Below are 25,887 nucleotides of genomic sequence, written 5' to 3'. Positions count from 1 at the left end.
GATTTTAGAAATAAATCTATTAATATGTTAGATGGCAAAATTCTTATTGTTGATGATAATAAAAGTGTATTGAGCGCTTTAGAATTATTACTTCAAAAATCATATAAGACTATTGTGACAATTTCTAACCCAAATCAAATTACATCTTTTACAGATTTAAAAGATTATGATGTCGTTTTATTGGATATGAATTTTTCATCGGGCGTTAATAATGGCAATGAAGGTTTTTATTGGTTACGATGCATAAAAGAAATAGCCCCTGATATTTCGGTGATTATGATTACCGCTTATGGTGATGTAGAATTAGCAGTCCGTGCCTTAAAGGAAGGTGCTACCGATTTTGTTTTAAAACCTTGGGATAATAAAAAATTAATAGGCACTTTACAAGCGGCTTATCAATTAAGTAAATCACGTCGTGAAGTATCTGGATTAAAGCAAAAAGAAAAACATCTCACAAAAATTATCAATAAAGACAATAAGTATATTATTGGTAATTCTAAAGTGCTGCGTGATGTATTGGCTGTAACAAGAAAAGTAGCTAAAACCGATGCTACCGTTTTAATCACAGGTGAAAACGGAACTGGAAAAGAACTTATAGCCAGAGAAATTCATAAATGCTCCAAACGAAACGATGAAGTTTTAGTGAGTATTGATATGGGGTCTATAAGTGAATCTCTTTTTGAAAGTGAATTGTTTGGACATACGAAAGGCGCTTTTACAGATGCTCATGAAGAACGAATGGGCAAATTTGAAGCGGCGCATAAAGGCACTTTATTTTTAGATGAGATTGGGAATTTACCATTATCATTACAAGCAAAATTGCTGGCAGTTATTCAAAATAAGGAAATCGTTAAGATTGGCTCCAACAAAGCGATTCCTGTAGATATTCGATTAATCTGTGCCACGAACTGCAACATTGATTTGATGGTAGAAGAAGGATTGTTTAGAGAAGACTTGCTGTACAGAATAAATACGATTAACATAGAAGTTCCTCCTTTAAGGGAACGTGAAGATGATATTATTTCACTTCTAGATTATTTTTTAAATCTGTATGGCAATAAGTATGGTAAGAAAGGTTTAAAAATCCATAAATCGGCTCAAAAAAAATTACTTAATTATAATTGGCCCGGAAATATAAGAGAGCTGCAACATACTGTTGAGCGTAGTGTGATATTAAGCGAAGGCTCTATTTTAACTGCTGACGATTTTTTGTTTAAACAACGTTCTCAAACATCTCAAAAAGAATTAGATACCACCTTAGATGATATGGAAAAAAACATGATTGAAAATGCCGTCAGTAAACATAATGGTAATTTTAGTGCGGCTGCTAATCAATTAGGCGTTACAAGGCAAACATTGTACAATAAAATGAAACGATATGGACTATAATGCATAATAATGGCAAGTAAAAATATCTATTTCAGAATCATAACAAGAGTACTATTTTTATTAATAGCTGTTTTTTGTTTTACTTATTTTGTATTGCAAAAACAGATTGATTTCTCAATCTATCTCGGAATTATTATTGTATTTCAAGTAATAGGCTTAATAAAATTTCTCAATAATACCAATCGTAAAATTGCTTTCTTTTTTAATGCTGTAGAGAATGATGATTCTACCATTCATTTCCCCGTTTATACAAAAGACAAATCTTTAAAAGAATTACATAAAAGTTTAAATCGTGTGAATCATTTAATCCAAAAAGTTAAGATTGAAAATAAAACACAAGAGAAATATTACCATACTATTTTAGAACATGCTACTATTGGAATTATAACTTTAAACGAAAAAGGGCATATTGTATTAGCTAATAAAACGTCTAAAAAACTACTTAATTATGAATCGCTAACGCATATACAACAGCTAAAACGGATAGATGAAAAATTATTTAACCTTTTATCACAATTAAAACCTTTTGATCAAAAATTAATTGAATTACATAATGAAAGGGATATCGTAAAACTGACAATTAAATCAACTCAAATAAAGATTGATAATGAAAAATTCCTTTTAGTAATAATCCAAAATATAAGCAATGAATTAAATGATAATGAAGTAGACTCATGGGTTAAATTATTTAGAGTTTTAACGCACGAAATAATGAATTCAATTGCACCAATCACCTCAATATCAGAAACATTATCTGATTTCTGTAAAACTGAAAATGGTTTGATTTCTCCATCTGAAATTAAGGAAAAAGATATTGTTGATGTCGCAAAAGGGTTGGATATTATACAGAGTCAAGGCAAAGATTTATTGAATTTTGTAGAATCTTATAGAACACTCACTAAAATCCCAAGTCCTAAAAAAGACCTGATTATTGTCTCATCACTATTTGAAAAAATAAGAATATTGGTGAGTCAGGAAATTGGATTTGAAAAAACTAAGTTTGAAATAAATATTGAGCCTAAAAATTTAGAGGTATTTGCTGACGAAAAACAAATCATACAAGTATTAGTGAATCTTGTTAAAAACTCTTTACAATCATTAAATGAAAATCCAAATGGTATTATAAAACTATCTGGAACAAAAACAAATTTAAGCAAAACAAGATTACAAATAACAGACAATGGTTCAGGCATTCCACCTAACCTACTTGATAAAATATTTATACCCTTTTTCACTACCAAAGAAAAAGGAACCGGAATTGGTTTAAGTCTTTCCAAGCATATCATGAGGCTGCATGGAGGTACCATAGCTGTAAAATCTGAAGTTAATAAAGGAACTTGGTTTACTTTAGAGTTTTAATGTTTTTTGAACTATTAAATTCATATAGTTTTCTATTTGGATTTTTAAAAATACTCAAGATTTGGTTTTGGTTTGAAGTTAGACCGATGTTAAAAACAAAAAACCTCACTAAATAATAATATCAGTGAGGTTTTTTGTTTTTAAATTTAAGATGTGTTTTAATTAAGGTTTTAAATAAACACTTTCTTCAGGGCCTAAATAACTTGGTTTTAATCCTCCTGCATCAATTACAAATTTTTGAAAAACGAGGCCTGGATCTATCATCCAAATTTTTAGAGTGTGTTTACCAGCTTTGATTCCTTTATGTTCTGATTGTTTTTTTCTAATGTGATCAGTTACTGAATTATTCCACCAATCTGGATATTCCCAGTCGGGTTTTGTATCTCCTTCATTCACATTAATTATTTGTGGTTGTTCATCATCAATAGCGATGGCATATTTTAAACCTTCATTCTTTTTATAATTTATAGAAGGAGATAGATAGGTTTCTATTTTTAAATCACTTCCATCAAAAAGAGTGAAATCATATTCTAAACTAGGCGACATTTTGCTTGGAGTTTGTCTTTCAGAATTTGCAGGCTCTATGGTGATAGCAGAATCGGTTCTTCCCATATTAGGGACTACTGTCCAATGTATAGTTTTAGAATCGTTTTTTTTGGTGAAATGAGCCGCTTCAATAGATACTACTTTATTGTTTTCAATAAAACCAGAAGCATTTATCAAATCGTTGCGAATAGGCACTTTTATTACAAATTTTTGACCTGAACTGGAAATTATAAGATCGCCAGAGTTTTGTCCTTTTGGAGCTTTATTCCAATCGATGCTTACAAAAACTTTTTCTTCATATTCTACAGTACCTTTTTCAGAAGAGAGTTTTATCCAATCTTCTTTTGCCTGTATGGAATAGGTTAACTTATCGCTACCCATATTAAAAATTTCTAAATAATAGGATTGATCATTTATAGGGTCAAATGGCAAAAAGCTTCTGCTATTGACATTTGAACGGCTAAAACGCGAAGTTCCCGCACCATTCTCAACCACGTATCCCAGTCTTGCTGAAGATGGAGTTTGTATATATGATATCTCTGGCATTTTATTAACAGTTGGATTGCTCCAAGTAGTATACCCAATGTGGGTTTGATCCATAAAATGATTCCATTTTCCATCTGCTAATGTTTCATTATAATACTTTGCAAGTGCTTCATCTTTAAAAAAAGCTTCTTTTACTTTGTCGGCATATAAATTTGTTGAAGCTCTATATTGACCAGCATATAATTTGTTTTTTCCAGCAGAAATATACATGTCATTTAAATTGCTCAATGCTTCAATGGGGAAATGAACCAATTGATAATAAGCAGATTTATAACTTTCGGGAAGTTTATCATAAATGGCTTTGCTTTTTGAAAGAAGTTGTGAATATGCTTCTAGGATTCTATCAGCTTCTCTATAATTATCTAAACTATAAGTATCTGGTTTTAGCATTTCAGGAGTACGTCTTGAACTATATTTTGTACTTAACGCTAATATTTCAGCAATGTCTGTAGCATATTCACTTCCAAATTGTTGGTCTGCCCAATTTAAATAATAGATTGGTAAATCAGATGCTTTCATATCAGCATCCCAACCAAAATCAAGAAAGAAACTAATAGGTAATTCCATAGGTTTTAGGTCACCAACATTGACAATCCATAGGTCTTTTACACCCCATTCATAAGCTAAGTTCATTTGTTCCCAAACACGCTCAATTTGTGTGACGTTTAACCAACGATACGAAACAGGACCACCAACAAAATCGAAATGATAATACATACCAAAACCACCTTTATGATTTAAGTCTTCTTTTTTAGGCAGAATGCGAATGTTCCCCCAGTTATCGTCACAAAATAGAATAGTGATATCATCATTAACACGCATGCCCTTATCATAATAATCTTGTACCTCTTTATAAACAGCCCAAACCTGTGGGGTGTTTTCAGCAGGTTTTCCAGTAACATCAGCAATGATTTTTCTTTGGTCGGTAATAATGTTTTTCAGCAAGTCCACAGCTGTGTTTTCACTCATGGCCTCATCACCATCGCCACGCATCCCCATTGTAACGACACTTTCATAATCGCCCATGCGTTCAATACCACCTTTCCAAAATTTTTGCAACCCTTCTTTATTAGTTTCATAATTCCAGGCACCTCCACCATTGGCTCCCCATTCTTCATGTGCTCGCATCATGGGTTCATGATGACTCGTCGACATTACAATACCATACTCATCTGCAATGCGTGCATTTTCAGGGTCATCCACTGCAAAAGCTCTAGGTTGCCACATAGCAGGCCATAAATAATTGGCTTTATTTCGTAGAAGCAATTCAAAAACTTTTTCATAAAATTCATGATTAAAACTACCAAATGTTTTCTCTACCCAGCCCGTTAATGCTGGAGCTTCATCATTAAGAAAAATACCTCTATATTTTACTGAGGGGCCTTTTGAGGTGAATTTTTCTTTTTTGATAAACAGATTATCACTTTTTTTAGCAGGCACATCTGCCCACCAATACCAAGGTGACACTCCTATTTTTTCTGAAATGGTAAATGTTCCATATGCAGCTCCACGTTTATCACTACCAATAACGACCAAAGCCTCTTTTACATTTGGCAATGGGTTTTTAACAGTTTGAATAATGAAACGTTCCCATTGTCCCCGAATGGCATCAACATTTAACTTTTTAGAAGCTATCAATTTATCAATAATAGCACTTTTTCCAATGGTACCAATAATAATTAAATTGCCAGTAGCTTGATTACTTGATGATAAAATCTCAGGTTTTTTACCAGTTACTTTTTCAATATCACTCGCAAGAAATATTACTGATTTTTCAATCAACTTATAATCTGAAGCATCATATAAGATTTTTGCTGTTGACACGCCATCAACAATAGAGAAGTATTGTTTTTTGTTTTTAACATGATTGCTTACTTGAATTTGAGAATGCAATAAGTTAGAAAATAGTAATAGAATAAAAAAATGTCTCATGGTTTAAAAAGTTGGTATTTTGTTTAAAATAATGACTATATAATTTATACCAAGAGTATAAATTTATAGCACTAACAAGAATATTAAAAATCGTTCCAAACAGCGTTAAATAAATGTGAAAAAGCTATCAATTATGAAACATATACTTTAAAAAAAATATAAATAAAGAGGTGAAAAACTGTTATTGATTTTTCAGGTCATGCTTGCGGTTATTAAATCTTTTTAATTTCTTTTTTCTTTAATTATTAATATGTTATTATAAGGGTTTTAAAAGGATTTTAATTTTCAGAAATATGATTCTTGATATTATGATTGATCCGAGTTAAATCTTTAGTAAAAGTAACTTTATCTTTTGGAGATATGATAATGGTATCAGATGTACCATAGGTAATTTCAATTCTATCAAACGAAGGAGCGGGAGAGGATATTAAACTATTTGTTTTTTTAATGCTTTTAATTTCCATAATGTTAATTTTTTTATGGAATAAAAATCCGCATTTAATTTTAAGTTCATTGTTTTCTATTAGGTAATCAGTATTCAAAAACATAATTAAAATAAAAAGATAGCTAGATATTAAAATGCCTATTGATACATAGAATTCTTTATGAATCCCTTTATATATTATTCCCAAAATAGCGGGTGTGAAAAACAAAGCAAATATTACAATCAGCAATAAGTAGGATACTTTGGCTTTATATTTTTTTGTCACCTTTTTGTTGTTAAGTAAAATTACAAATCCTTTTCTTTTTTCGTTTATATGGAGGCTAAAAACAAAATAGGGTATAAACTTGTGTATAAACCTATGTACTACAAATTTAGTGGTTTATTTACCTTATTTTTTAACAATAATTATTTTGTTTTATTGAAAAAATTTCAACAAAATTTACGTAAAATTACACTCAAATTCTCTTAAAAGGTTTGTAGAATAAAAAATGTCATACACTAATTTATATCAGATGTTTCTACAACTAAAAATTAATAGATTTTCTAAAATTCAACATAAACCTAAATAACGGTCGTTATAAAAAAATTAAAGTATTCAATATGTATTTAGCCATAATTATTGTTTTCATCTTAGGATATCTAGCCATAGCTTTAGAGCATAATATTAATATAAATAAAACAGCCACAGCGTTACTCCTGGGTGTTGTTTGTTGGACATTGTTGGTTTTTGGTAGTGACACTATTTTCCCTAATTTAGAAAGTATGGAATCTCTACATTTTCTTTCGGAGTCACTTTTGGAACAAGTAGGGGAAATTTCTGAAATCTTGTTTTTTCTTTTAGGAGCCATGACTATTGTCGAGCTTATGGATGCACATGAAGGTTTTGGATTGATAACAGATAAAATTAAGATAAAGAAAAAAAGTCATTTATTAATTATATTAAGTTTTATAACATTTTTTCTATCGGCTGCTTTAGATAATCTCACGACCGCTATAGTTATGGCAGCCGTTTTAAGAAAAATGATAAAAGATAAAAACGATTTATGGATTTTTGCATCTATGATGATAATAGCAGCTAATGCTGGCGGTGCTTGGTCTCCCATAGGAGATGTAACCACTATTATGTTGTGGATAGGCGGGCAAATTACAGCTTCAAATATCATTGCCGAAATTTTTATTCCTAGTTTAGTGTCTACCCTTATACCATTGGTTATATTAAGTATTAAGTTAAAAGGGGATGTGGAAATTATCAATGAAAATGCTGAATTATTACGCAAAAGAAATGAAGTAAGTACATTTGAAAAAACAATTGTTTTTGCGACTGGAATATCGGCATTATTATTTGTGCCTATCTTTAAAACCATAACACATTTACCTCCTTTTATGGGCATTTTGTTTGGTTTAAGTATTATGTGGATTCTTACCGAAGTTTTACATATGAAAAAGAGCGAAGCACATAAAAAATCGCTTTCAATAACAGGAATTCTAACACGAATTGATACCCCAAGTATATTGTTCTTTTTAGGAATATTACTAGCTGTGGCGGCGTTGCAAGTAGGTGGGCATTTATTACAACTTTCACAAGTTTTAGATGCTAATTTTGATAGTGTCTATATGGTTAATGGATTGATAGGAATATTATCTTCTGTGATCGATAACGTACCAATGGTTGCTGGTGCCATGGGTATGTATACTTTAGAAGTCTATCCAGTTGATAGTGCTTTTTGGGAGCTGTTGGCTTATTGTGCCGGAACTGGTGGTAGTATTTTAATTATAGGCTCAGCGGCGGGGGTTGCCATCATGGGTATTTTTAAAATCGATTTTATTTGGTATATAAAAAAGATATCGTTTGTTGCTATTCTAGGCTATCTTTCTGGAATTTTCACCTACATGCTTTTAAATTAAATACCTGTTTTATTCCCATACGTGTTATTTAGATTTAAGAATAGCTCTTTTTATGTAAATATTTACTTAACTAGTCTATTTTATTGATAATTCATTTTATTTATTCTATTAAATCAATACAACGTTAATTTTTTTTATTGTTACTTTATATTATAAAAAATTTAACGTAAAGTTTAATATTTAACGCTTTACTTTATAGTAAGTATATTAAATCATTCCATAATTTAAACACAGAATAACATGCAAAAACCAAATAATAGATTAGCGGGACAAACATGTATTGTTACGGGATCCAGCTCTGGAATAGGAGAAGCTGTAGCTACCGCTATAGGGATGGATGGAGCCAATGTAGTAGTAAATTATAATTCACATCCAGAAATTGCTGAAGACATAGCTCATAAAATAGCCATTAATAATCTTTGTGGTGATGCCATTGCTATAAAATGTGATGTTAGTAAAGAAGACCAGGTACAGTCCATGTTTAAGCAAACCATTAATCATTTTGGAACGGTAGATATTTGTATACCCAATGCTGGCTTGCAAAAAGATGCCCCTTTACACGATATGTCATTAGCCGATTGGCAATTAGTAATAGATGTTAACTTAACAGGACAATTTTTATGTGCCAGAGAAGCCATTCGTGAGTTCTTACGTCGGGGTATGCGCCCTGAAATATCAAAATCTATTGGGAAAATTATACATATGAGTTCGGTGCATCAAATCATCCCATGGGCAGGTCATGCTAATTATGCTGCTTCCAAAGGGGCCATTGTTATGCTTATGGAAAGCATTTGTCAAGAATATGCCCCTCAAAAAGTACGATGCAATAGTATTGCTCCAGGTGCTATTAAAACCCCTATAAATAAGCCAGCTTGGGATACACCAGAAGCCTTAACAGAATTAAATAAATTAATACCCTATAAAAGAATTGGTATTCCTGAAGATATTGGAAGCGCGGCAGTTTGGTTGGCTTCAGATGAATCTGAATACATTAATGGTACTACTATTTTTGTTGATGGAGGTATGACATGCTATCCTGGATTTACAACCAATGGATAAATAAACAAGATGATGGCAGTAACCACAGAAGAGCACAAAAGACTAGAAGAAAATTATAGCCAGAAGAAGGATTGGTTGCATTGGGGATCTTATTTGAGTGAAAGACAATGGGGAACGGTTCGTGAAGATTATAGTCCTTATGGTACAGCCTGGGATTATTTTACCCACGACCATGCCCGTAGCAGAACCTATCGTTGGGGAGAAGATGGTATTGCAGGGATATCCGATAGGTATTGTAATATCTGTTTCGGAATAGCCTTATGGAATGGCAAAGATCCCATTTTAAAAGAACGTATGTTTGGACTTTCGGGGCCAGAAGGCAATCATGGAGAAGATGTGAAGGAATTATATTATTATCTAGAGAATACACCTTCGCATAGTTATATGAAGCATTTATATAAATATCCTCAAAATGAATTTCCTTATAATCAGTTGGTTTCAGAAAACAGAAAAAGAAGTAAAGCCGATTTGGAATTTGAGCTATTGGATACAGGCATATTCGACACCAATGAATATTTTGATGTGTATACAGAATATGCCAAAGCCGATGCCGAAGATATTCTTATTAAAATATCTATTGTAAATCGGTCGGATAAAAAAGCGCAACTTCATCTTTTACCGACATTATGGATTCGCAATTTTTGGAGTTTTGTGGATATGCCAGAAAAGCCAATCATTAAAAAGAAGATTGAAAATGATAATGCGTTTGTTACCGTAAATCATGTATATGTAGGCAATTATAATCTTTATTTTGAATCGCCTTCAAAACTTCTTTTTACTGAAAATGAAACGAATACCGAAAAATTATTTGGTACACCCAATGACCATTCATTTAAAAAAGATTTATTTCATGATGCTGTAATACATGATGATTTTGCAATGGCAACTTCAAAAGATGAAGGCACCAAATTTTCTCCTTTATATGATTTTGAATTAGAAGCTGGTGCTACAAAAACTATCAAATTACGACTAACAAATCAAGATTTAAAAGAACCTCTAGATATCGATTTTGATGTTATTTTTGAAAATCGCCAACAAGAGTCTGCGGATTTTTATAATCACATAACAAAAAGTGAAGCAGTGGAATTATCCGTTATCCAAAAACAAGCACTTTCAGGATTGTTATGGTCTAAGCAGTATTATAATTATGAAATAGAAGATTGGTTAGCAGGAGATCCAAAACAACCTACGCCACCATCAGAACGTCTTAAAGGAAGAAATAGCTCATGGAAAACGCTGAGAAACCACGATGTCGTTTCCATGCCAGATACATGGGAGTATCCGTGGTACGCGGCTTGGGATTCAAGTTTTCATTGTGTAAGCTTGGGATTGGTAGATTTAAATTTTGCAAAAGAACAACTCATTCTTTTTACACGAGAATGGTATATGGCACCAAACGGGCAAATTCCAGCTTACGAATGGAATTTTAGTGATGTAAATCCACCGGTACAAGCTTGGGCAAGTATGCAATTATATAAAATTGAGAAGAAAAAAATAGGGCTAGGCGATATTGATTTCCTAAAACGCATGTTCAATAAGTTAGCTTTAAACTTTACATGGTGGGTAAACAGATTAGACAGTAGTGAAAACAATGTCTTTGAGGGAGGATTTTTAGGGTTAGATAATATCGGTGTTTTTGATAGAAGCCATGGTATTCCCGGAAATGGCATTTTAGAACAAGTAGATGGGACTTCCTGGATGGCACTTTACTGCTTAGATATGCTGGAAATGAGTTTGGAAATTGCTATGGTTGATCCTACGTATGAAGATATGGCCACTAAATACTTCGGGCATTTTATATATATAGCAGAAGCATTAAATCAAATTAGTTTAGAATATTCTGGTACATGGGATGAGAAAGATGGCTTTTTTTACGACAAGCTTATTTTACCTAATGGTGAATTTGTACCTATAAAAGTGAAGTCTATAGCAGGGCTGTTGTCATTAGCAGCGGTATTATGTGTTAAAAAAGAAACTTTAGAGAAACTACCCAAGTTTGCAAAAAGCGTTCTATGGTTTAGAAAACACAGAAAACAAAGCTTAAAGTATCCGGTAATTCAAGATCATGTCGAAGGGGGAGATTTATTACTGTCCTTAGTGCCTAGAGATCGAATGGAAATTTTAATAAAAAGCTTGTTGAATGAAGATGAGTTTTTAAGTAGTTATGGCATTAGGTCGCTTTCAAAAGTTTATGAGAGTCCTTATAACATTATTATAGACCATGTAAATTATAGTATAAATTATGAACCGGCTGAATCTACTACAGGACTTTTTGGTGGAAACTCCAATTGGCGCGGGCCTATTTGGATGCCTTTAAATTACCTGTTTATTCAAGCCTTAAAAGAATATAACAATTATTACGGAAACAGACTGAGTTTTGAATGCCCAACAGGAAGTGATAATTCCCAGAACTTGGAACAAATAATATCAGAGCTAGGTAATAGGCTCATAAAAATTTTCCAAAAAGACGAAAACGGTAACAGGCCAATTAATGAATTACATTCAGAAACATATAGAGATCCTAATTTTGAAGGACATATATTGTTTTACGAATATTTTCATGGTGATACAGGTAGAGGTGTAGGGGCCTCTCATCAAACAGGTTGGACAGCATTAATAGCTAATTTAATTGAAGATATTTGAAACATCATGGATAACCAATTTACGAAAGAATGGCTAGTAACTAATGGTATTGGTGGCTTTGCTTCATCTACTGTTGAAGGCGCTAACACAAGACGCTATCACGGACTTTTAGTGGCTTCATTAAATCCGCCAACAGATAGAAAAGTGATTGTGGCAAAAGTTGAAGAACGTCTTTTTTTAAATGGTAACTACATAGATTTATCTACCAATACTTATTCAGATATTGTATATCCTCAGGGCTATAAATACTTAAAAGAATTTAATCGAGTCCCTTTTCCAAAGTGGGTTTACCAAGACCAAAATTTCAATTTAGAAAAAGAAATCTTGATGGTGGAACATGAAAATGCCACATTCATAAAATATATTAATAAAGGACACTCAACATTGTCTTTTGAAATCCATCCACTCTATGTTTTTACAGAGTATCATACCCTTTTTCATGAGAATGGATTTACAAATTTCTTTTCGGAAATAAAGGAAGATTATTTGAAAACCTATCCGTATTATGAATCTTTACCAGTTTTCACAAAATGGACAAAAGGAAATTTTATGGAGGCTAGAGATTGGTACAAAAATATATTTTTACCCATGGAAGCCAATAGAGGGTTGGACTATGCATGCGATTATTATAGAATTGGTTACATTACTTGTGAGTTACAACCGCAAGAAGAATTAACCATTTTATTTACTTTAAATGAAAAACTGCTTGAGAATGATATTAGTAAATGCTTCAATTTAGAAAAACAAAAACGATCAAAAAAGGCTACTGAATATAAAAGCAAATTTTATAAAGATTTATTGGTTTCTGGACATCAATTTTTGGTTAAAAGAAAATCTACAAATAGCGATTCTATTATAGCAGGATATCATTGGTTTACAGACTGGGGAAGAGATACCATGATTGCCATGCGTGGACTTACCATTGCTACTGGCAATCAAGAAGCCTCTAAGTCCATTTTATCTACATTTTTCGATAAGGTTAATCAAGGTATGATACCCAATCGGTTTCCAGATAATAGTGATCAGGATGTGGAATACAATACAATTGATGCGACTTTATGGCTTTTTGTCGCATTGTACGATTATCATAAAAAATTTCACGATATAGAATTTATCAAAAAACAAATCGTCGTTTTACAGGACATTTTAGATTGGCATATTAAGGGAACTCGCTATAATATTCATGTAACGCCCGAAGGGTTTTTATATGGTGGACAAGAAGGATTACAACTTACTTGGATGGATGCCATGGTAAATGGGGTTGTCATCACCCCTAGAATGGGTTGTCCTGTCGAAATTAATGCACTTTGGTATAATGCATTAAAGATTTTTAACTTTTTATGTGACGCATTAGCATTTGAAAGTGGTTCGAAATATGATGATTTAATTACAAAATTGGAATCCAATTTCGTAAATATGTTTATGAATAACGAAGGCACTCTTTACGATGTGATAGTGCCCAATCAATCAGTAGATAATTGTTTTAGACCTAACCAGATATATTGTCTGAGTTTGCCATTTACATTGCTAACAAAAGAACAAAAGAAAACCGTTTTTAATGCGGTTAAATCAAAATTATGGACTCCTTACGGATTACGGACTTTAGACGAAAACAATCCCAAGTTTGAAAGTGTATATTTTGGAAATCAGTGGCAAAGAGACCATACCTATCACCAAGGTACTGTTTGGCCTTATTTGATAGGGGCTTATTATGAAGCTTTCTTTAAGATCTATGGAGATAGTGTAGAAAATAAAAAAGAAGTTATTAGAGAGCTGCAATCATTAAAAGATCATTTTTATAATGAATTTGGTATTCATTGTATTTCTGAAGTTTTTGATGGGAAAACTCCCAAACAAGGAAAGGGTACTATCCAACAAGCATGGTCTGTTAGTGCTTTAATAAAATTATATTCAGATTATAAACTCTATGATATAGATGATTGAGAGAAAACTTAAAATCATTATAGTGTACCTAGGCGGATTACTTACGGGTTTATCCTTAATTTTATTCCCTGCCATGGGAAGTATTTTTACAGATACTTCACAGTTCGGATTATCAAGCGGTGAATTTGGGAGTATATTTATTCCACAAGCTCTGTTGGCCATAATTTCAGCATTAACAATACCTTTTTTGGTGTCTAAATATGGAATTAAAAAACCATTATTACTTGGTTTGTCAGGTTTGATAATAAGCATGCTTTTGTTATTTATAAGCCATTTTTATATACAGGAAAAGCAAACGGCATTAATCATTTTGTATTTAGGAACTACCTTTTTGGGGTTTGGATTTGGAGCGGTTATTACCGTTTTAAATCCTTTGGCATTTCAATTATTCCCTGAAAATGAATTGGCATCGGTAACGGGATTGCATTTTTCATTAGGACTAGGAACAGCAGGTGCGCCATTACTATTAGGTCTTATTAAAAATGCAAACTCTTGGCAGTATTTACCATTAACCATTTTTTTTGTTTTAATAGGATTAATTGCCTTAGTCTTTTTTGTTCGTTTTAAAGAAAATCCACTTTTTGAAATAAAAGGATGTTTAAAAATACCCAAGCATTTATGGTGGTTTATAATAATTGTGGTGCTTTATGGAATTTGCGAAGGCACTTTGGGAAGCTATAGTACGGTTTTCTTAAAGAGTCAGGGCTTATCTATCAAACAAGCATCATTAGGGCTTGCCATGTTTTGGTCTGGATTGGCATTTGGCAGAATTGCTTTTAGTTTACTCTCTATTAAATTCAATTTAAGATGGGTGTATTTATTAGCCATGTCGTTAGTGGCCTTGTTACTTTTTTTTAATCCGCTTTATAAATCGCCATTTACAAATATTCTAGTTATGGGAGTAGCCGGCATTTGCATGTCAAGTATATTTCCTAATTCTGTAAGTTGGGCAACCAAAGAGTTCAGTAAAAACGCGGTTATCGTTTCTGGAGTCTTGGTCGCTTCGTTACAATTTGGAACAGCGGTAAGTACCAATTTTTTAGGCTTGTTGAGCAAAGCTAACTCATTGTCCTTTCTGTTTAAAATGATTGGTATAATCGCTTTTATGGTTTTTGTAATCATTTATTGGGCTAGCAAAAAATTTAAACATCATAAAATTTAAAGTTAAATACTATGACTAAACATGTCGATATTATTATCATTGGTTCTGGGGCAGGAGGTGCCACCATAGCCTATAAATTAGCAGACTCAGGAAAAAAAATATTGATTCTCGAGCGGGGTGATTATATTCCCATAGAAAAAGAAAATTGGGATAGTGAAGAAGTCTTTGTAAAAAACAGATATACCACAAAGGAAAAATGGTTAGATAAAAATGATAAGGAATTTGGCCCGGGACAACATTATAACGTAGGGGGCAATACCAAACTTTATGGAGCTGCCTTATTTAGAATGCGGGAAAGTGATTTTAATGAAGTAAAACATTATGGAGGTATATCTCCCAAATGGCCTATATCTTATACGGATTTAAAACCTTATTATTTAGAAGCTGAAAAACTGTATAATGTTCACGGCGAGCGAGGCATAGATCCGACCGATCCAAATGATGAAAATCCGTATCCATTGCCACCTCTTCCACATGAGCCTAGAATACAAGAAGTTGTAGATGATTTGAAAACTTTTGGTTTACATCCATTCCCTTTACCAATCGGAGTAAACCCGGATATTGATAAAAAAGCGAGCGGCCCATTTGTGTTAGATCGGTTTGATGGATTTCCAGACCCCACAGAACATAAAGCAGATGCCCAAACAAATTCTTTAAGATTGGCTTTGAAACATGACAATGTAACGCTTTGGACGAACGCTCAAGTCAATAAATTATTAACAAATTCTAGTGGAACCGAGATTTCTGCTGTTGATGTAAATTATCAAAATGAAAATATTATAATTAATGCAGATATAGTGATACTGTCTGCAGGCGCTATTAATTCGGCTGCATTATTATTAAAAAGTGCTAATGATAAGCACCCTAACGGATTAGGAAATGCATCAGATGTTGTGGGCAGACATTATATGTTTCATAACAATTCAGCGATGATAGCATTATCAACCGAACCTAATCATACCAAATTCGGGAAAACCTTCGGGATTAATGATTATTACCATAGAAGTGAGGATTTTGAATTTCCTTTAGGTCATATTCAAATGTTGGGGAAATCAGACAAAATTCAAATAAGTGGAGACAGTCCCATTCCAGCCCCAGGATTTACATTCGATATTATGGCGAAGCATGCCGTTGATTTTTGGTTGACTTCCGAAGATTTACCAGATCCCAATAATAGGATTATGTTAAAAGATGAAAAGATTAAGGTTATTTACAATAAGAATAATTGGTTGCCACACGAAAAATTGACTGAAAAACTAAAATATGCTTTGAGCCATTCTGGTAAGTTTTCGCATTTTTTTCCAAAACATATTTATTTTAGTAAGAATATGGATATTGCAGCGGTAGCACATCAAAATGGTACCGTTCGCTTTGGAAATGATTCAAAAACATCGGCGTTGGATATTTTTTGTCAATCCCACGATGTGAAAAATCTTTTTGTTGTGGATGGTAGTTTTTTCGTCTCTAGTTCAGCAGTCAATCCAGCATTGACAATCATTGCTATGGCTTTACGTGTTGGAGATTATATTAAAAAAGATATTCTTTAGGGTTTATCTTAACAGGTTTTATATGATCAATCTGACTTCACCTAACTCCTGAATTTCATAAGGAAATTTATCGCCTGGAGAGGCAATGAACATAAAATTGGTTGGAATGCGCCAACGTTTCGATAATTCTTTGATTTTTTCTGGGCCAAAAACACCATGTTCCTCAATAAACTCGACATCAATTAAAGGATACGCTCTATCTAAAGTATCGATGTCTTTTTTTAGGCTAATGTCTACCTTTTCGTCTTTATCTAATATAGTAACTATTTTCACCCGTTTAGTGGCTTCATTTTCTGAAATATACAGCAATACTTTATTTAACGTGGCAACATCGTCACGTTTAGCAAAATACACAAACTGTTGTTTGTTTATATTATGCAGCAATTGTTTTGTTTTTGAGTTTAATTTTTGAAACACTTTTCCTTTATCAGGAAATATATAATCTAAAACGGTTAAAAAAAGTTTGTAAATATGGGTTCTATAAAGCATAAAAAATACTACAACAAGGGACGGAATTAGATATTCCATAAAAATCGCTAAGTATTGTGGGTTTAACATCACATTACCAACAATGGCAGCTCCTACTGCAAAAACCCCAATAAAAAGTCCGAGCCAACTTGATTTTTCAGGTCGTGGTAAACGGGAACGATTTACTTTTAAAAGTAAATTTCCAATACCAAATAAAATCATGACAGAAAGAAAGGCAATGGTATAGACACCAGCAAGTTTACCCAAATCTCCCTGAGTCACTAATAAAATGGAAACACAAAGTACAAAAAACAATATGAAAATTAAATAATTACTGTCTTTAGATGTTTTTTTAAGTAGCTCTTTTGGCAATATTCTATCCAAAGCCATCCGCTTCATTAAACCTCCAACACCAACAAAAGATGTTAATACCGCACCACTCAATACTAAGGCTGCATCAATACCAATTAATAACGAAAGCCAATGTCCACTGGCTTTATTTCCCATAATCGATAATAAAGCATCTTGATTTCCTATGATGTTGTCCATGGGTATAATGGCAAGTGCCAAAAAAGCTATAAGTGGATTAAAGACAGTTACTACAATCCACATGTTTCTAAGTGTTTTAGGAAACACCCCTTTTTCTTGTTCTTCAACATAATTTGCCGAACTCTCAAAACCGCTTATTCCTAACATGGCTGCAGAAAAACCTAAAAATAAAGATGTTACAATACCTCCTTTTACGGGAAGATTAAAATTAGAAATTAATGTTTCTATGCCGTGATTAATAATAAAAAAAACACAAAATGAACAAAGAATAGTAAGAGACAATAGATGAAATATAAAAATACCAATAGCTACTTTTGACGATTCTCCGATACCTAAAATAACCAATCCCATAAATACCATAAGCAAGCCTATGGTCACAGGAAGAACAGGAATACCATTAAGAATACTATGCGCATATTTTACGGCTTCACTAACAGAAATAACTGCCGTGGCCATATATGATAAAACAGTAAGCGAAGCTGCTAATGATGCTGTTGATTTTTTTGTGGTATTTAGTAAAGCGTTGTATGCACCGCCATTAAGAGGTAATGCGCCAACAACTTCACCATAAATTTTCCTGAAAAAATATAGTACAACCGCCACTACCAATAATGATATCCAAGCATATTGTCCGGCATACACAATGGCTAAAGCTGAAACATATAGGCAAGAGGAACTTATATCGTTACCACAAATAGCAGTGGCTTCTAATTGATTGAGTTTTTTCGGCATTTTATTGAAGATAAATGTATATAGTGCTAATTTACTCATATATAATTAGCCCTTGACATTGTTTTTTATAAATTCATGTTAACTTAAAACGAATTATTATAAAATTCCATTTATAAATATCAAGTATTCCCTATTATTTTAATCATAAATCGATAAATTTACGGGCATTAAAAATTAAAAAATAAAATTACATGAATTTATTTGATATTGAAAACAAAATAGTCCTTGTTACAGGTGGTGGCGGTGTACTAGGAGGTAGTATGGCAGAATATTTATTGCATCATGGGGCAACGGTAATTATTTTACATTATAAACAAAATACGGTTGATGAAACGGTAAAACGTATGTCCTCAATAAGCCCTAAAGTAGATGGTTTTGTTTGTAATGTGGTTGATGAAAAAAGTCTTCAAGATGTATCAGATGTCATCATATCTAAATATGGAAAAATAGATGTGTTAATTAATGCAGCGGGGGGTAACATGCCTGGTGCCACTGTTGGACCAACCCAGTCGTTTTTTGACATCAATATGGATGACTTTAGAAAAGTAGTCGATTTAAATTTATTTGGAAGCATCATACCATCTATTGTTTTTGGGAAAGAAATGGTGAAAAACAAACAAGGTGTTATCATCAATATTTCATCCATGGCTGCTGAAAGGGCTATTACAAGAGTTGCAGGCTATTCAGCATCAAAAGCAGCGATTGATAATTATACCAAATGGTTAGCTGTGGAGTTGTCTTTAAAATATGGAGATGGCTTACGAGTGAATGCGATTGCTCCAGGATTTTTTATAGGAAACCAAAATAGAGCATTATTATTAAATGAAGATGGTAGTTATACAGATAGAGGAAATACCATTATTGCTAACACACCTATGAGACGTTTTGGCGATGCCGACGAGTTACATGGCGCGTTGCATTATTTGTGTTCAGATGCTTCAAAATTTGTTACGGGAATTACCATTCCTGTTGATGGTGGTTTTAGTGCTTTTAGTGGTGTATAATTTTTAATTTAAAGAAAAATGCAAGAAACATTTAGATGGTTTGGAGTTAAAGACTCTGTTAAATTGTCCTATATAAAACAAGCAGGAGCAAAAGGTGTTGTAACGGCATTACACCATGTTGCCAATGGTGAAATTTGGGAAGTTGAAGAAATTATGAAAGTAAAAAACTTGATTGAATCTCACGATTTAGAATGGTCTTTTATTGAAAGTATTCCTATTCACGAAAACATTAAATTACGTAAAGGTGATTATTTACAACGTATAGAAAACTATAAGCAAAGCTTAAAGAATGTAGCATCTTGTGGGATTAAGAATGTGTGTTACAATTTTATGCCTGTGTTAGACTGGACGCGTACGGAGTTATTTTGGAAATTACCTGATGGTAGCACCGCGTTACGTTTTGATAAAGTGGATATGGCGGTTTTTGAATGTTTCATTATGGAACGCGATGGTGTTGAGGATTCCTATACTCCTGAAATTCTAGAGAAAGCAAAAATTCGTTTCTCTCAAATGACTTCAGATGAAAAACAAGCTCTAGAAGATAATGTATTGAAAGGCTTGCCAGGAACGGTTGATGATTTAACGATTCCTATTTTTAAAGAGATGATTGCCCAATACGATAATTTGTCCCATGCTGATTTAAAAGCGAACTTATCTTATTTCTTAAATGAAGTGATTCCCGTTTGTGAAGAAAATGGCATCGTCATGGCGATTCATCCTGACGATCCACCAATGGATATTATGGGGCTTCCCAGAATTATTAAATCTGAAAAAGATTTAGAAGATTTAGTTAGTTTTATTGACAGTCCTTCAAACGGTATTACATTTTGTACCGGTTCATTAGGTGCCAATCCAAATAACGATTTGCCAAAAATGATCCGAAAATTTGCGAATCGTATTCATTTTTTACATTTGAGAAATGTTAGGAGGGAAGCGGATGGCAGTTTTTATGAAGACAATCATCTGGATGGTTCCTCAGATATGTACGAAGTCGTAAAAGCTGTTTTAGAAATCGAAAAAGAACGAAATATACAATTGCCAATGCGTCCAGATCACGGACATCAAATGCTACATGATTTAGAGCCTAACAAAGCCTATCCAGGGTATACATCTATCGGGCGTTTACGTGGCTTGGCAGAATTACGTGGTTTAGCCCTTGGTATTTCCAGGAGTTCAAAATAAATGACAGTAGGCCTATTTATACCTTGTTATATAGATTCGTTATGTCCTAAAGTGGCAATGTCTATTTTAGAACTTTAAAAAAAAGCAAGGTATAAATGTGGCATATTCTATCGATAAAACGTTTCCGTCAATCGTGCTAAAAAAGTGATAAAAACGAAGCAGATGTTTACTGAAGAATGTCACTTAATTCCCCCTATATAGAACCCAAAGGCATTGAAGTTATAAGTACCGATTTAGGAGAACGCATTTTACAACTAGCCAAAGTATTACCAAACCATATTGAGCTTCCTGCGATTCATAAGACAAAAGAAGACTTCAATAGCATTTAGCAACATAACTTACTAATGGTAATCCTCAATATTTAACTAATGAATCTAGAAAAGATCTAAGAAGTAAATTTTAGAGACTGACATTGCTATTATAGGTACTAATTTTTCAGTCGCTCATAGCGGCAGTTTTGTTGTTATTAAGAACGAAGGTAATGCCGCTAAGGAAGTACATTTAGCCAAGGTTCATATTGCCTGTATAATTTTTTACCTCTTTCAAAAAACACATTTGTTTTCACATGTAAGATCTTCATAAACTGATAGCTAGTAGAAAACGTGTTTTTGGTCTGTTTCTTTCTAGGTCTTTAAGACTGCAACTATAGAGCAATGTTTTGTTATTGGTGAGTAAGGAGCTATTAGTTTGACTGTTTTTATTTTAGAAAATAAAAATGCCAAGTTGTATTCCCTCTAAGTATTTATAATATTACAATAACTTATTTCTAAATAACAGCATATTTTTCATACATTTAACCTTATTAGAAAAAAAGATAAATTGTTTTTTGAGAAGTTAGTTACTTTATCTTTATAAAATGAAAAGACTATTCATATTTAGTAAAAGTAATTTTAGTTTATTAGAATTCTTCCCAGAGTATGGAGGTTTAGCATATTACTTTTTTAGTAATATAGAATTATTAATTACTGCTCTAAGCCATAAAAGACCAGATGCTTTATTTTGCTTGTCCTCCGAGTTTAATGATATTACTAATATAGATAATCAGATACCGATTATTATTTCAGGAAAACTTATTAAAGATTATAATAATTCGAAGCTACAAATTCATTATTTACCAGAAAAATTTACAGCCCAAGACATTTTTAAGCTGTTCATTAATTTGAATTTAGTTGAAGAGACGAATCAATTAAATAAAAGAGGCAAGCAAAAAAAATCTAGTAAAATAGAACTAGAGAAAAGCCAAAAGTTTCTGGATTTTTTAATGGATAATATACCCGATACTATTTATTTTAAAGATAGGGATTCAAGATTTACGAAAATAAACCATGCTCAAGCTGTTACTCTTGGGATTTCTTCAATTGATGATGCTATTGGCAAAAGAGATGCAGATTATTTTGATGAAATTCAAAGCAAAGAATCCTATGAGGATGAACAAACCTTAATGCAAAGCGGTATCCCATTGATTAAAAAATTAGAACATATAGTAACTTCAAAAGGTGATAAATATGTAAGGGCGACAAAAGCTCCTCTAATGGATGCTGATGGGAACTGCATAGGAATGGTAGGAATTTCAAGGGATGTAACGAACGAATATCAAATTGAAAAAGAGCTTCTAAGGGAAAAAGAATTCATGGATTTGTTAATGAATAACCTTCCAGATAGGATTTATTTTAAAGATAGAAATTCCAAATTTATTAGATGCAATTTAGCATTGGCGAAAATGTTTGGTCTTTCTTCACCACAAGAACTATATGGGAAGACTGATTTTGATTTTTTTGAACATGATCATGCGCAAGAAGCTTTTGACGATGAACAAAGGATTATGAGCGAGGGTGTTAGTATGTTGAACAAACTAGAAAGTTATAGAAAAAATGATGAGCTAATTTGGGAATTAACGACTAAGATTCCGTTTTTTAATACTAAAAATGAAGTTGTGGGAATTGTGGGTATCTCACATGATTTTACAGAACAAAAAAGATTAGAAGACAAATTAGAGAAAGAAAGAGAACTTTTGCAGATATTAATGGATAATGTTCCAGACTATATTTTCTTCAAAGATACAGATGCAAAATACACTAGAGTAAATAAGGCTTTTGCAGATTTTTTTAAAGTCGATGTTAATAGTATAATAGGGAAGTATGATTCAGATCTTATTATAAAAAACAAGGCAAAAAAATATTATCAACAAGATTTACAGGTACTTAAGAATGGTAAAGAGTTAATTAATAAAGTTGAAAAATTAACTAATGAAAAAACTTGGGTGTCCATAACAAAAGTCCCAATAAAAGATGAAAATTCCAATATTGTTGGTTTGGTAGGTATTTCTAGAGATGTTACCATGCAAGAATTGGTAAAACAACGATATGCTTCTGCTAAGATAAAAGCTGAGGAAGCTAATAAAGCTAAAAGTTTATTTCTTGCCAATATGTCGCATGAAATTAGAACACCAATGAACGGCATTATTGGTATGGCTGATATATTAAGTAAATCGGCTCTTGAACCACTTCAAATGGAGTATTTGGACATTATAATTAAATCGGGACAAACCTTATTGTCATTGATTAATGATATTTTAGATTTTTCTAAGATAGAATCTGGAAATATGGAGTTGGAAACGGTTCCAATAAATATTAGAAGTATCATTGAAGAGGTGGCAGATATTCATCTTGTTTCTGCTTTGGCAAAGTCTGTAAGTCTTTTTACTTTCGTAGACCCTGATATTCCAGAATATGTAAGTGGTGATTATGTTCGCTTAAAACAAATTATCACTAATCTAGTCAATAATGCTATTAAATTTACTTCTAAAGGAGAAGTTGTTATTTATGTCAACTACATTGAAAATATGGATGGCATTCATAAAATTGAGTTTAAAGTAAAGGATTCTGGTATTGGAATTTCAAAAGAAAATCAAGAAAAATTGTTTAAGTCATTTTCACAAGTTGATGCATCTACAACCAGAAAATATGGAGGAACTGGACTTGGTTTGGCAATTTCAAAGCGTTTAGTTGACCAAATGGGTGGTGTTTTGCAACTTGATAGTTCACCAGATGTTGGATCTACTTTTTATTTTAATGCATTTTTTGGTATTACTGATAAGGTTAAAAAGAATAAGATAATTTTTAACAAAGAAGATTTAAAAGGTAAACACATTGTCTTAGTAGATGATAATGAAACAAATAGGTTGATCTTTAAAAGATATCTTGAGAGATGGGACGTAGAAGTTACTGAATTTTATGACGGAAATGATGCTATTGATTTCCTTAAAGAAAAAAATACCAAAAAAGTAGATTTGGTTTTGGTAGACTACCAAATGCCAAATATTAGTGGAGCAGAATTTGCTAAAAAAATAAAGAGAGATACCTATTTAAGAGATTTAAAAATCATATTGTTATCTTCAGTTACAGATGTAATACCTCATCAAGAAATGAAAAAAATTGGTTTTGAAACAGGACTCAACAAACCAATTAAAATGAATCAACTCTTGAATGTTATTTTAAAAGTTTTTGGAATGGAATATCAACAAGCATATCTGGAAACTGTTGAGAATGAAAATTTCCGTATTGAGTATAAAAATAAACGTTTTTTAGTTGTTGATGATAATTTAGTAAATATTAAAGTAGCCCAAATAGTACTTAGTGAATTATCTTCTCATGTTGAAGTAGCAAAAAATGGACTAGATGCTGTTAATCTATTTAAAAATCAAGAATTTGATATTATATTAATGGATATTAGAATGCCAATAATGGATGGTATTGAGGCCACTTTAAAAATTAGAGAGCTAGAAGAAATGGAAGGAATAGATAGCCCTGTTAAAATTATAGCAATGACAGCAAATACTTTTCAAGAGGATTTAGAATCATGTATGCATAATGGAATGGATGCTTTTTTAGAAAAGCCATTTGTGAGAAAAGATTTAGTAACTATTTTACAGAGGTTGCTATAAATATAAAAAGATGAAATTTTATATCCAATACATTTTCGTATGTAATAAATAAGCTAAAATTTACAGCCTGTTCTCGTTTCTTTTAGAACCTACCTTTAGCCTTTTTGGTTGAAGGTTTTTGTTTTCAGTTGATTCCAGTAAATAAAGCTGTATCTGTCTTTGTTTATTAATCAATAAAAGTATTACTAAAGTGGCGTGTCCTATGCATAAAAAGAATTTTTCATTGGAAGATGGTTCCAATCTAGATGGTGATGACTTAAAAATCGCAGTGTATCCTGTTAAAATTGAGAGCGAAAATGTGTATATTGGCTTTTCTGATTAATACAGAAAATTATGAAACCAACACGATTTGAGAGCGCGATTATTTTGATAGATAAAAAAAATTCAGAAGATATAAATACCTATCAAGTATATGGTTTAGAGGTGTCCAAAGAATTGGTGTATTCCCAACGCATGTCTCAAAAATTATTACAATTTGAACCCAATGCGTCCGAAGAATTGCAAATTGCGGCAAGAGCCCAGCATATTTGCAGATGGAAAATTGCCAGAGATGAATATCCTATGGATAAAGTTGGGTATTTAAAATGGCGTGAAACTCTTAAAAAAATGCATGCAGACATTACAGCTAATATTTTAAAAGAAGTAGGTTATGAACCCGAATTTATAGATCGGGTTTCTTTTTTAATCAATAAAAAACTTATTAAGAAAGATGATGGGAGCCAAGCCTTAGAAGATGTCATATGTTTGGTGTTTTTAGATTATTATTTTGAAGAATTTGCTGAAAAGCATGATGATGAAAAGCTCATTGATATTCTTCAAAAAACATGGAAAAAAATGTCTGAGAAAGGACATGCAGCCGCATTGAAAATTCCTTATTCAAATAAAAGTTTGGCATTAATAAAGCAAGCCATTTCTTAAATATGTTTGTAAATGACTAAACATAGTAATTCTTTAGATCAACGTACTTTCGAACGATTAAGTCGGCTCTATATCATAGCGCTAAGTACGATTGCCCTTTCGGTAATTATCAGTCAAATTCTTATTGGAAAATATCTTCACGATTAAGAAAGAGATTCTACAGTTATTAATATTGCGGGTAGGCAGCGTATGTTGAGTCAGAAATTAACAAAAGAGATTGTTTCTATTTCAACTGAAAATGATTTAGATAAAAGAATAGCATTAAAAGACCAGCTTAAAAAAACATTGTCTTTATGGGAAGCGTCCCACCATGCTCTTCAAAAAAGGACATGATAGTTTAAGATTACCTGGAAATAGCAGTGTTGTTGTTTCTCAAAGGTTCAAGGAATTAAATCCGAAGTTTGGTATCATCAGTGGTTCTTCAAAATCCATTTTGAAGAAATAGAAAATATTCTGCCACTTCCCGTAGGAACATTCAAAAATTAAATATCCGTTTTCACTCATAATTCTGTAATATTAGCAATAACAAGCCTTTCGCTAAAATATCTTCGATTTAACTTCTCAGAATATTTAAATAGTTTAAATTGGTCAAAATGATTAAAGTTAGAATCCCG

General features: G+C 32.3%; 18 protein-coding genes and 1 pseudogene. 16 read left to right on the top strand and 3 right to left on the bottom strand.

The window, feature by feature from the left end:
- Window positions 1–24 precede the first annotated feature (24 nt).
- Together DKT72_RS03420 and DKT72_RS03415 are read left to right on the top strand one after the other, a co-directional pair.
- Window positions 25–1,389: a sigma-54-dependent transcriptional regulator gene (locus DKT72_RS03420; protein WP_111307310.1), complete on the top strand. Its 1,365-nt coding sequence runs from the start codon at window positions 25–27 to the stop codon at window positions 1,387–1,389.
- A 9-nt stretch (window positions 1,390–1,398) separates the two neighbouring features.
- Window positions 1,399–2,748, top strand: coding sequence for a sensor histidine kinase (locus DKT72_RS03415; RefSeq protein ID WP_111307309.1), 1,350 nt, complete (start codon window positions 1,399–1,401; stop codon window positions 2,746–2,748).
- A 162-nt stretch (window positions 2,749–2,910) separates the two neighbouring features.
- Here the strand turns inward: DKT72_RS03415 and DKT72_RS03410 are convergent, their stop codons facing one another.
- A complete protein-coding gene (locus DKT72_RS03410) occupies window positions 2,911–5,772 on the bottom strand; it encodes a glycosyl hydrolase 115 family protein (protein ID WP_111307308.1) in 2,862 nt (953 codons plus the stop codon).
- Window positions 5,773–6,050: 278 nt separating this feature from the next.
- The gene (locus DKT72_RS03405; protein WP_111307345.1) at window positions 6,051–6,320 is read right to left on the bottom strand and encodes a PH domain-containing protein; all 270 of its coding nucleotides are present in this window, start codon (window positions 6,318–6,320) and stop codon (window positions 6,051–6,053) included.
- A 497-nt stretch (window positions 6,321–6,817) separates the two neighbouring features.
- Between DKT72_RS03405 and nhaD the strand changes: the two genes are divergently transcribed.
- From nhaD to DKT72_RS03375, 6 genes are all read left to right on the top strand, one after another.
- Window positions 6,818–8,122 carry a sodium:proton antiporter NhaD gene (gene nhaD / locus DKT72_RS03400; protein WP_111307307.1) on the top strand — a complete coding sequence of 435 codons (1,305 nt, stop codon included), beginning with the start codon at window positions 6,818–6,820 and terminating at the stop codon, window positions 8,120–8,122.
- Window positions 8,123–8,362: 240 nt separating this feature from the next.
- Complete coding sequence (locus tag DKT72_RS03395; protein ID WP_111307306.1) at window positions 8,363–9,181, top strand: SDR family oxidoreductase; 819 nt, start codon at window positions 8,363–8,365, stop codon at window positions 9,179–9,181.
- A 12-nt stretch (window positions 9,182–9,193) separates the two neighbouring features.
- A complete protein-coding gene (locus tag DKT72_RS03390) occupies window positions 9,194–11,824 on the top strand; it encodes an MGH1-like glycoside hydrolase domain-containing protein (RefSeq protein ID WP_111307344.1) in 2,631 nt (876 codons plus the stop codon).
- 6 nt (window positions 11,825–11,830) lie between these two features.
- The gene (locus DKT72_RS03385) at window positions 11,831–13,768 is read left to right on the top strand and encodes an amylo-alpha-1,6-glucosidase (protein ID WP_111307305.1); all 1,938 of its coding nucleotides are present in this window, start codon (window positions 11,831–11,833) and stop codon (window positions 13,766–13,768) included.
- Window positions 13,761–14,930: an MFS transporter gene (locus DKT72_RS03380; protein WP_111307304.1), complete on the top strand. Its 1,170-nt coding sequence runs from the start codon at window positions 13,761–13,763 to the stop codon at window positions 14,928–14,930. Before DKT72_RS03385 ends, DKT72_RS03380 begins: the two co-directional genes overlap by 8 nt.
- 11 nt (window positions 14,931–14,941) lie before the next feature.
- Window positions 14,942–16,477, top strand: coding sequence for a GMC oxidoreductase (locus DKT72_RS03375; protein WP_111307303.1), 1,536 nt, complete (start codon window positions 14,942–14,944; stop codon window positions 16,475–16,477).
- An 18-nt stretch (window positions 16,478–16,495) separates the two neighbouring features.
- On the opposite strand, the gene DKT72_RS03370 is transcribed toward DKT72_RS03375, so the two are convergent.
- Entirely contained in the window at window positions 16,496–18,226 is a 1,731-nt protein-coding gene (locus DKT72_RS03370; RefSeq protein ID WP_111307343.1) for an APC family permease, read from the bottom strand.
- 191 nt (window positions 18,227–18,417) lie between these two features.
- Between DKT72_RS03370 and DKT72_RS03365 the strand changes: the two genes are divergently transcribed.
- From DKT72_RS03365 to DKT72_RS03330, 8 genes and pseudogenes are all read left to right on the top strand, one after another.
- Window positions 18,418–19,230, top strand: coding sequence for an SDR family oxidoreductase (locus DKT72_RS03365; protein WP_111307302.1), 813 nt, complete (start codon window positions 18,418–18,420; stop codon window positions 19,228–19,230).
- Window positions 19,231–19,248: 18 nt separating this feature from the next.
- The gene (gene uxuA, locus DKT72_RS03360; protein ID WP_111307301.1) at window positions 19,249–20,412 is read left to right on the top strand and encodes a mannonate dehydratase; all 1,164 of its coding nucleotides are present in this window, start codon (window positions 19,249–19,251) and stop codon (window positions 20,410–20,412) included.
- Window positions 20,413–20,588: 176 nt separating this feature from the next.
- Window positions 20,589–20,741, top strand: a complete 153-nt coding sequence (locus DKT72_RS18165) for a hypothetical protein (RefSeq protein ID WP_162623228.1) — start codon at window positions 20,589–20,591, stop codon at window positions 20,739–20,741.
- Window positions 20,742–20,808: 67 nt separating this feature from the next.
- Window positions 20,809–20,994, top strand: a complete 186-nt coding sequence (locus tag DKT72_RS18700; protein ID WP_111307342.1) for an LUD domain-containing protein — start codon at window positions 20,809–20,811, stop codon at window positions 20,992–20,994.
- A 274-nt stretch (window positions 20,995–21,268) separates the two neighbouring features.
- Complete coding sequence (locus DKT72_RS03345) at window positions 21,269–24,355, top strand: PAS domain-containing hybrid sensor histidine kinase/response regulator (RefSeq protein ID WP_111307300.1); 3,087 nt, start codon at window positions 21,269–21,271, stop codon at window positions 24,353–24,355.
- Window positions 24,356–24,530: 175 nt separating this feature from the next.
- A pseudogene (locus DKT72_RS03340) lies at window positions 24,531–24,677 on the top strand (nitrite reductase (NAD(P)H) small subunit); the annotation flags it as partial.
- Between the two features lie 11 nt (window positions 24,678–24,688).
- Entirely contained in the window at window positions 24,689–25,273 is a 585-nt protein-coding gene (locus DKT72_RS03335) for a DUF4202 domain-containing protein (protein WP_111307298.1), read from the top strand.
- 189 nt (window positions 25,274–25,462) lie between these two features.
- Window positions 25,463–25,606 (top strand): hypothetical protein, encoded by a 144-nt coding sequence (locus DKT72_RS03330; RefSeq protein ID WP_111307297.1) that lies wholly within the window; start codon window positions 25,463–25,465, stop codon window positions 25,604–25,606.
- Window positions 25,607–25,887: the final 281 nt, after the last annotated feature.

It is taken from the genome of Confluentibacter sediminis (assembly GCF_003258355.1).
GTDB classification, from domain to species: domain Bacteria; phylum Bacteroidota; class Bacteroidia; order Flavobacteriales; family Flavobacteriaceae; genus Confluentibacter; species Confluentibacter sediminis.
This window is presented reverse-complemented; position numbering and strand designations above follow the sequence as displayed.

What these genes read in the sequence shown, in the direction of transcription:
- DKT72_RS03420 (WP_111307310.1), top strand. Translation starts at nt 25, where the DNA reads ATGTTAGATGGCAAAATTCTTATTGTTGATGATAATAAAAGTGTATTG.
- DKT72_RS03415 (WP_111307309.1), top strand. Translation starts at nt 1,399, where the DNA reads ATGGCAAGTAAAAATATCTATTTCAGAATCATAACAAGAGTACTATTT.
- DKT72_RS03410 (WP_111307308.1), bottom strand. Translation starts at nt 5,772, where the DNA reads ATGAGACATTTTTTTATTCTATTACTATTTTCTAACTTATTGCATTCT.
- DKT72_RS03405 (WP_111307345.1), bottom strand. Translation starts at nt 6,320, where the DNA reads ATGTTTTTGAATACTGATTACCTAATAGAAAACAATGAACTTAAAATT.
- nhaD (WP_111307307.1), top strand. Translation starts at nt 6,818, where the DNA reads ATGTATTTAGCCATAATTATTGTTTTCATCTTAGGATATCTAGCCATA.
- DKT72_RS03395 (WP_111307306.1), top strand. Translation starts at nt 8,363, where the DNA reads ATGCAAAAACCAAATAATAGATTAGCGGGACAAACATGTATTGTTACG.
- DKT72_RS03390 (WP_111307344.1), top strand. Translation starts at nt 9,194, where the DNA reads ATGGCAGTAACCACAGAAGAGCACAAAAGACTAGAAGAAAATTATAGC.
- DKT72_RS03385 (WP_111307305.1), top strand. Translation starts at nt 11,831, where the DNA reads ATGGATAACCAATTTACGAAAGAATGGCTAGTAACTAATGGTATTGGT.
- DKT72_RS03380 (WP_111307304.1), top strand. Translation starts at nt 13,761, where the DNA reads ATGATTGAGAGAAAACTTAAAATCATTATAGTGTACCTAGGCGGATTA.
- DKT72_RS03375 (WP_111307303.1), top strand. Translation starts at nt 14,942, where the DNA reads ATGACTAAACATGTCGATATTATTATCATTGGTTCTGGGGCAGGAGGT.
- DKT72_RS03370 (WP_111307343.1), bottom strand. Translation starts at nt 18,226, where the DNA reads ATGCCGAAAAAACTCAATCAATTAGAAGCCACTGCTATTTGTGGTAAC.
- DKT72_RS03365 (WP_111307302.1), top strand. Translation starts at nt 18,418, where the DNA reads ATGAATTTATTTGATATTGAAAACAAAATAGTCCTTGTTACAGGTGGT.
- uxuA (WP_111307301.1), top strand. Translation starts at nt 19,249, where the DNA reads ATGCAAGAAACATTTAGATGGTTTGGAGTTAAAGACTCTGTTAAATTG.
- DKT72_RS18165 (WP_162623228.1), top strand. Translation starts at nt 20,589, where the DNA reads ATGTCACTTAATTCCCCCTATATAGAACCCAAAGGCATTGAAGTTATA.
- DKT72_RS03345 (WP_111307300.1), top strand. Translation starts at nt 21,269, where the DNA reads ATGAAAAGACTATTCATATTTAGTAAAAGTAATTTTAGTTTATTAGAA.
- DKT72_RS03335 (WP_111307298.1), top strand. Translation starts at nt 24,689, where the DNA reads ATGAAACCAACACGATTTGAGAGCGCGATTATTTTGATAGATAAAAAA.
- DKT72_RS03330 (WP_111307297.1), top strand. Translation starts at nt 25,463, where the DNA reads ATGTTGAGTCAGAAATTAACAAAAGAGATTGTTTCTATTTCAACTGAA.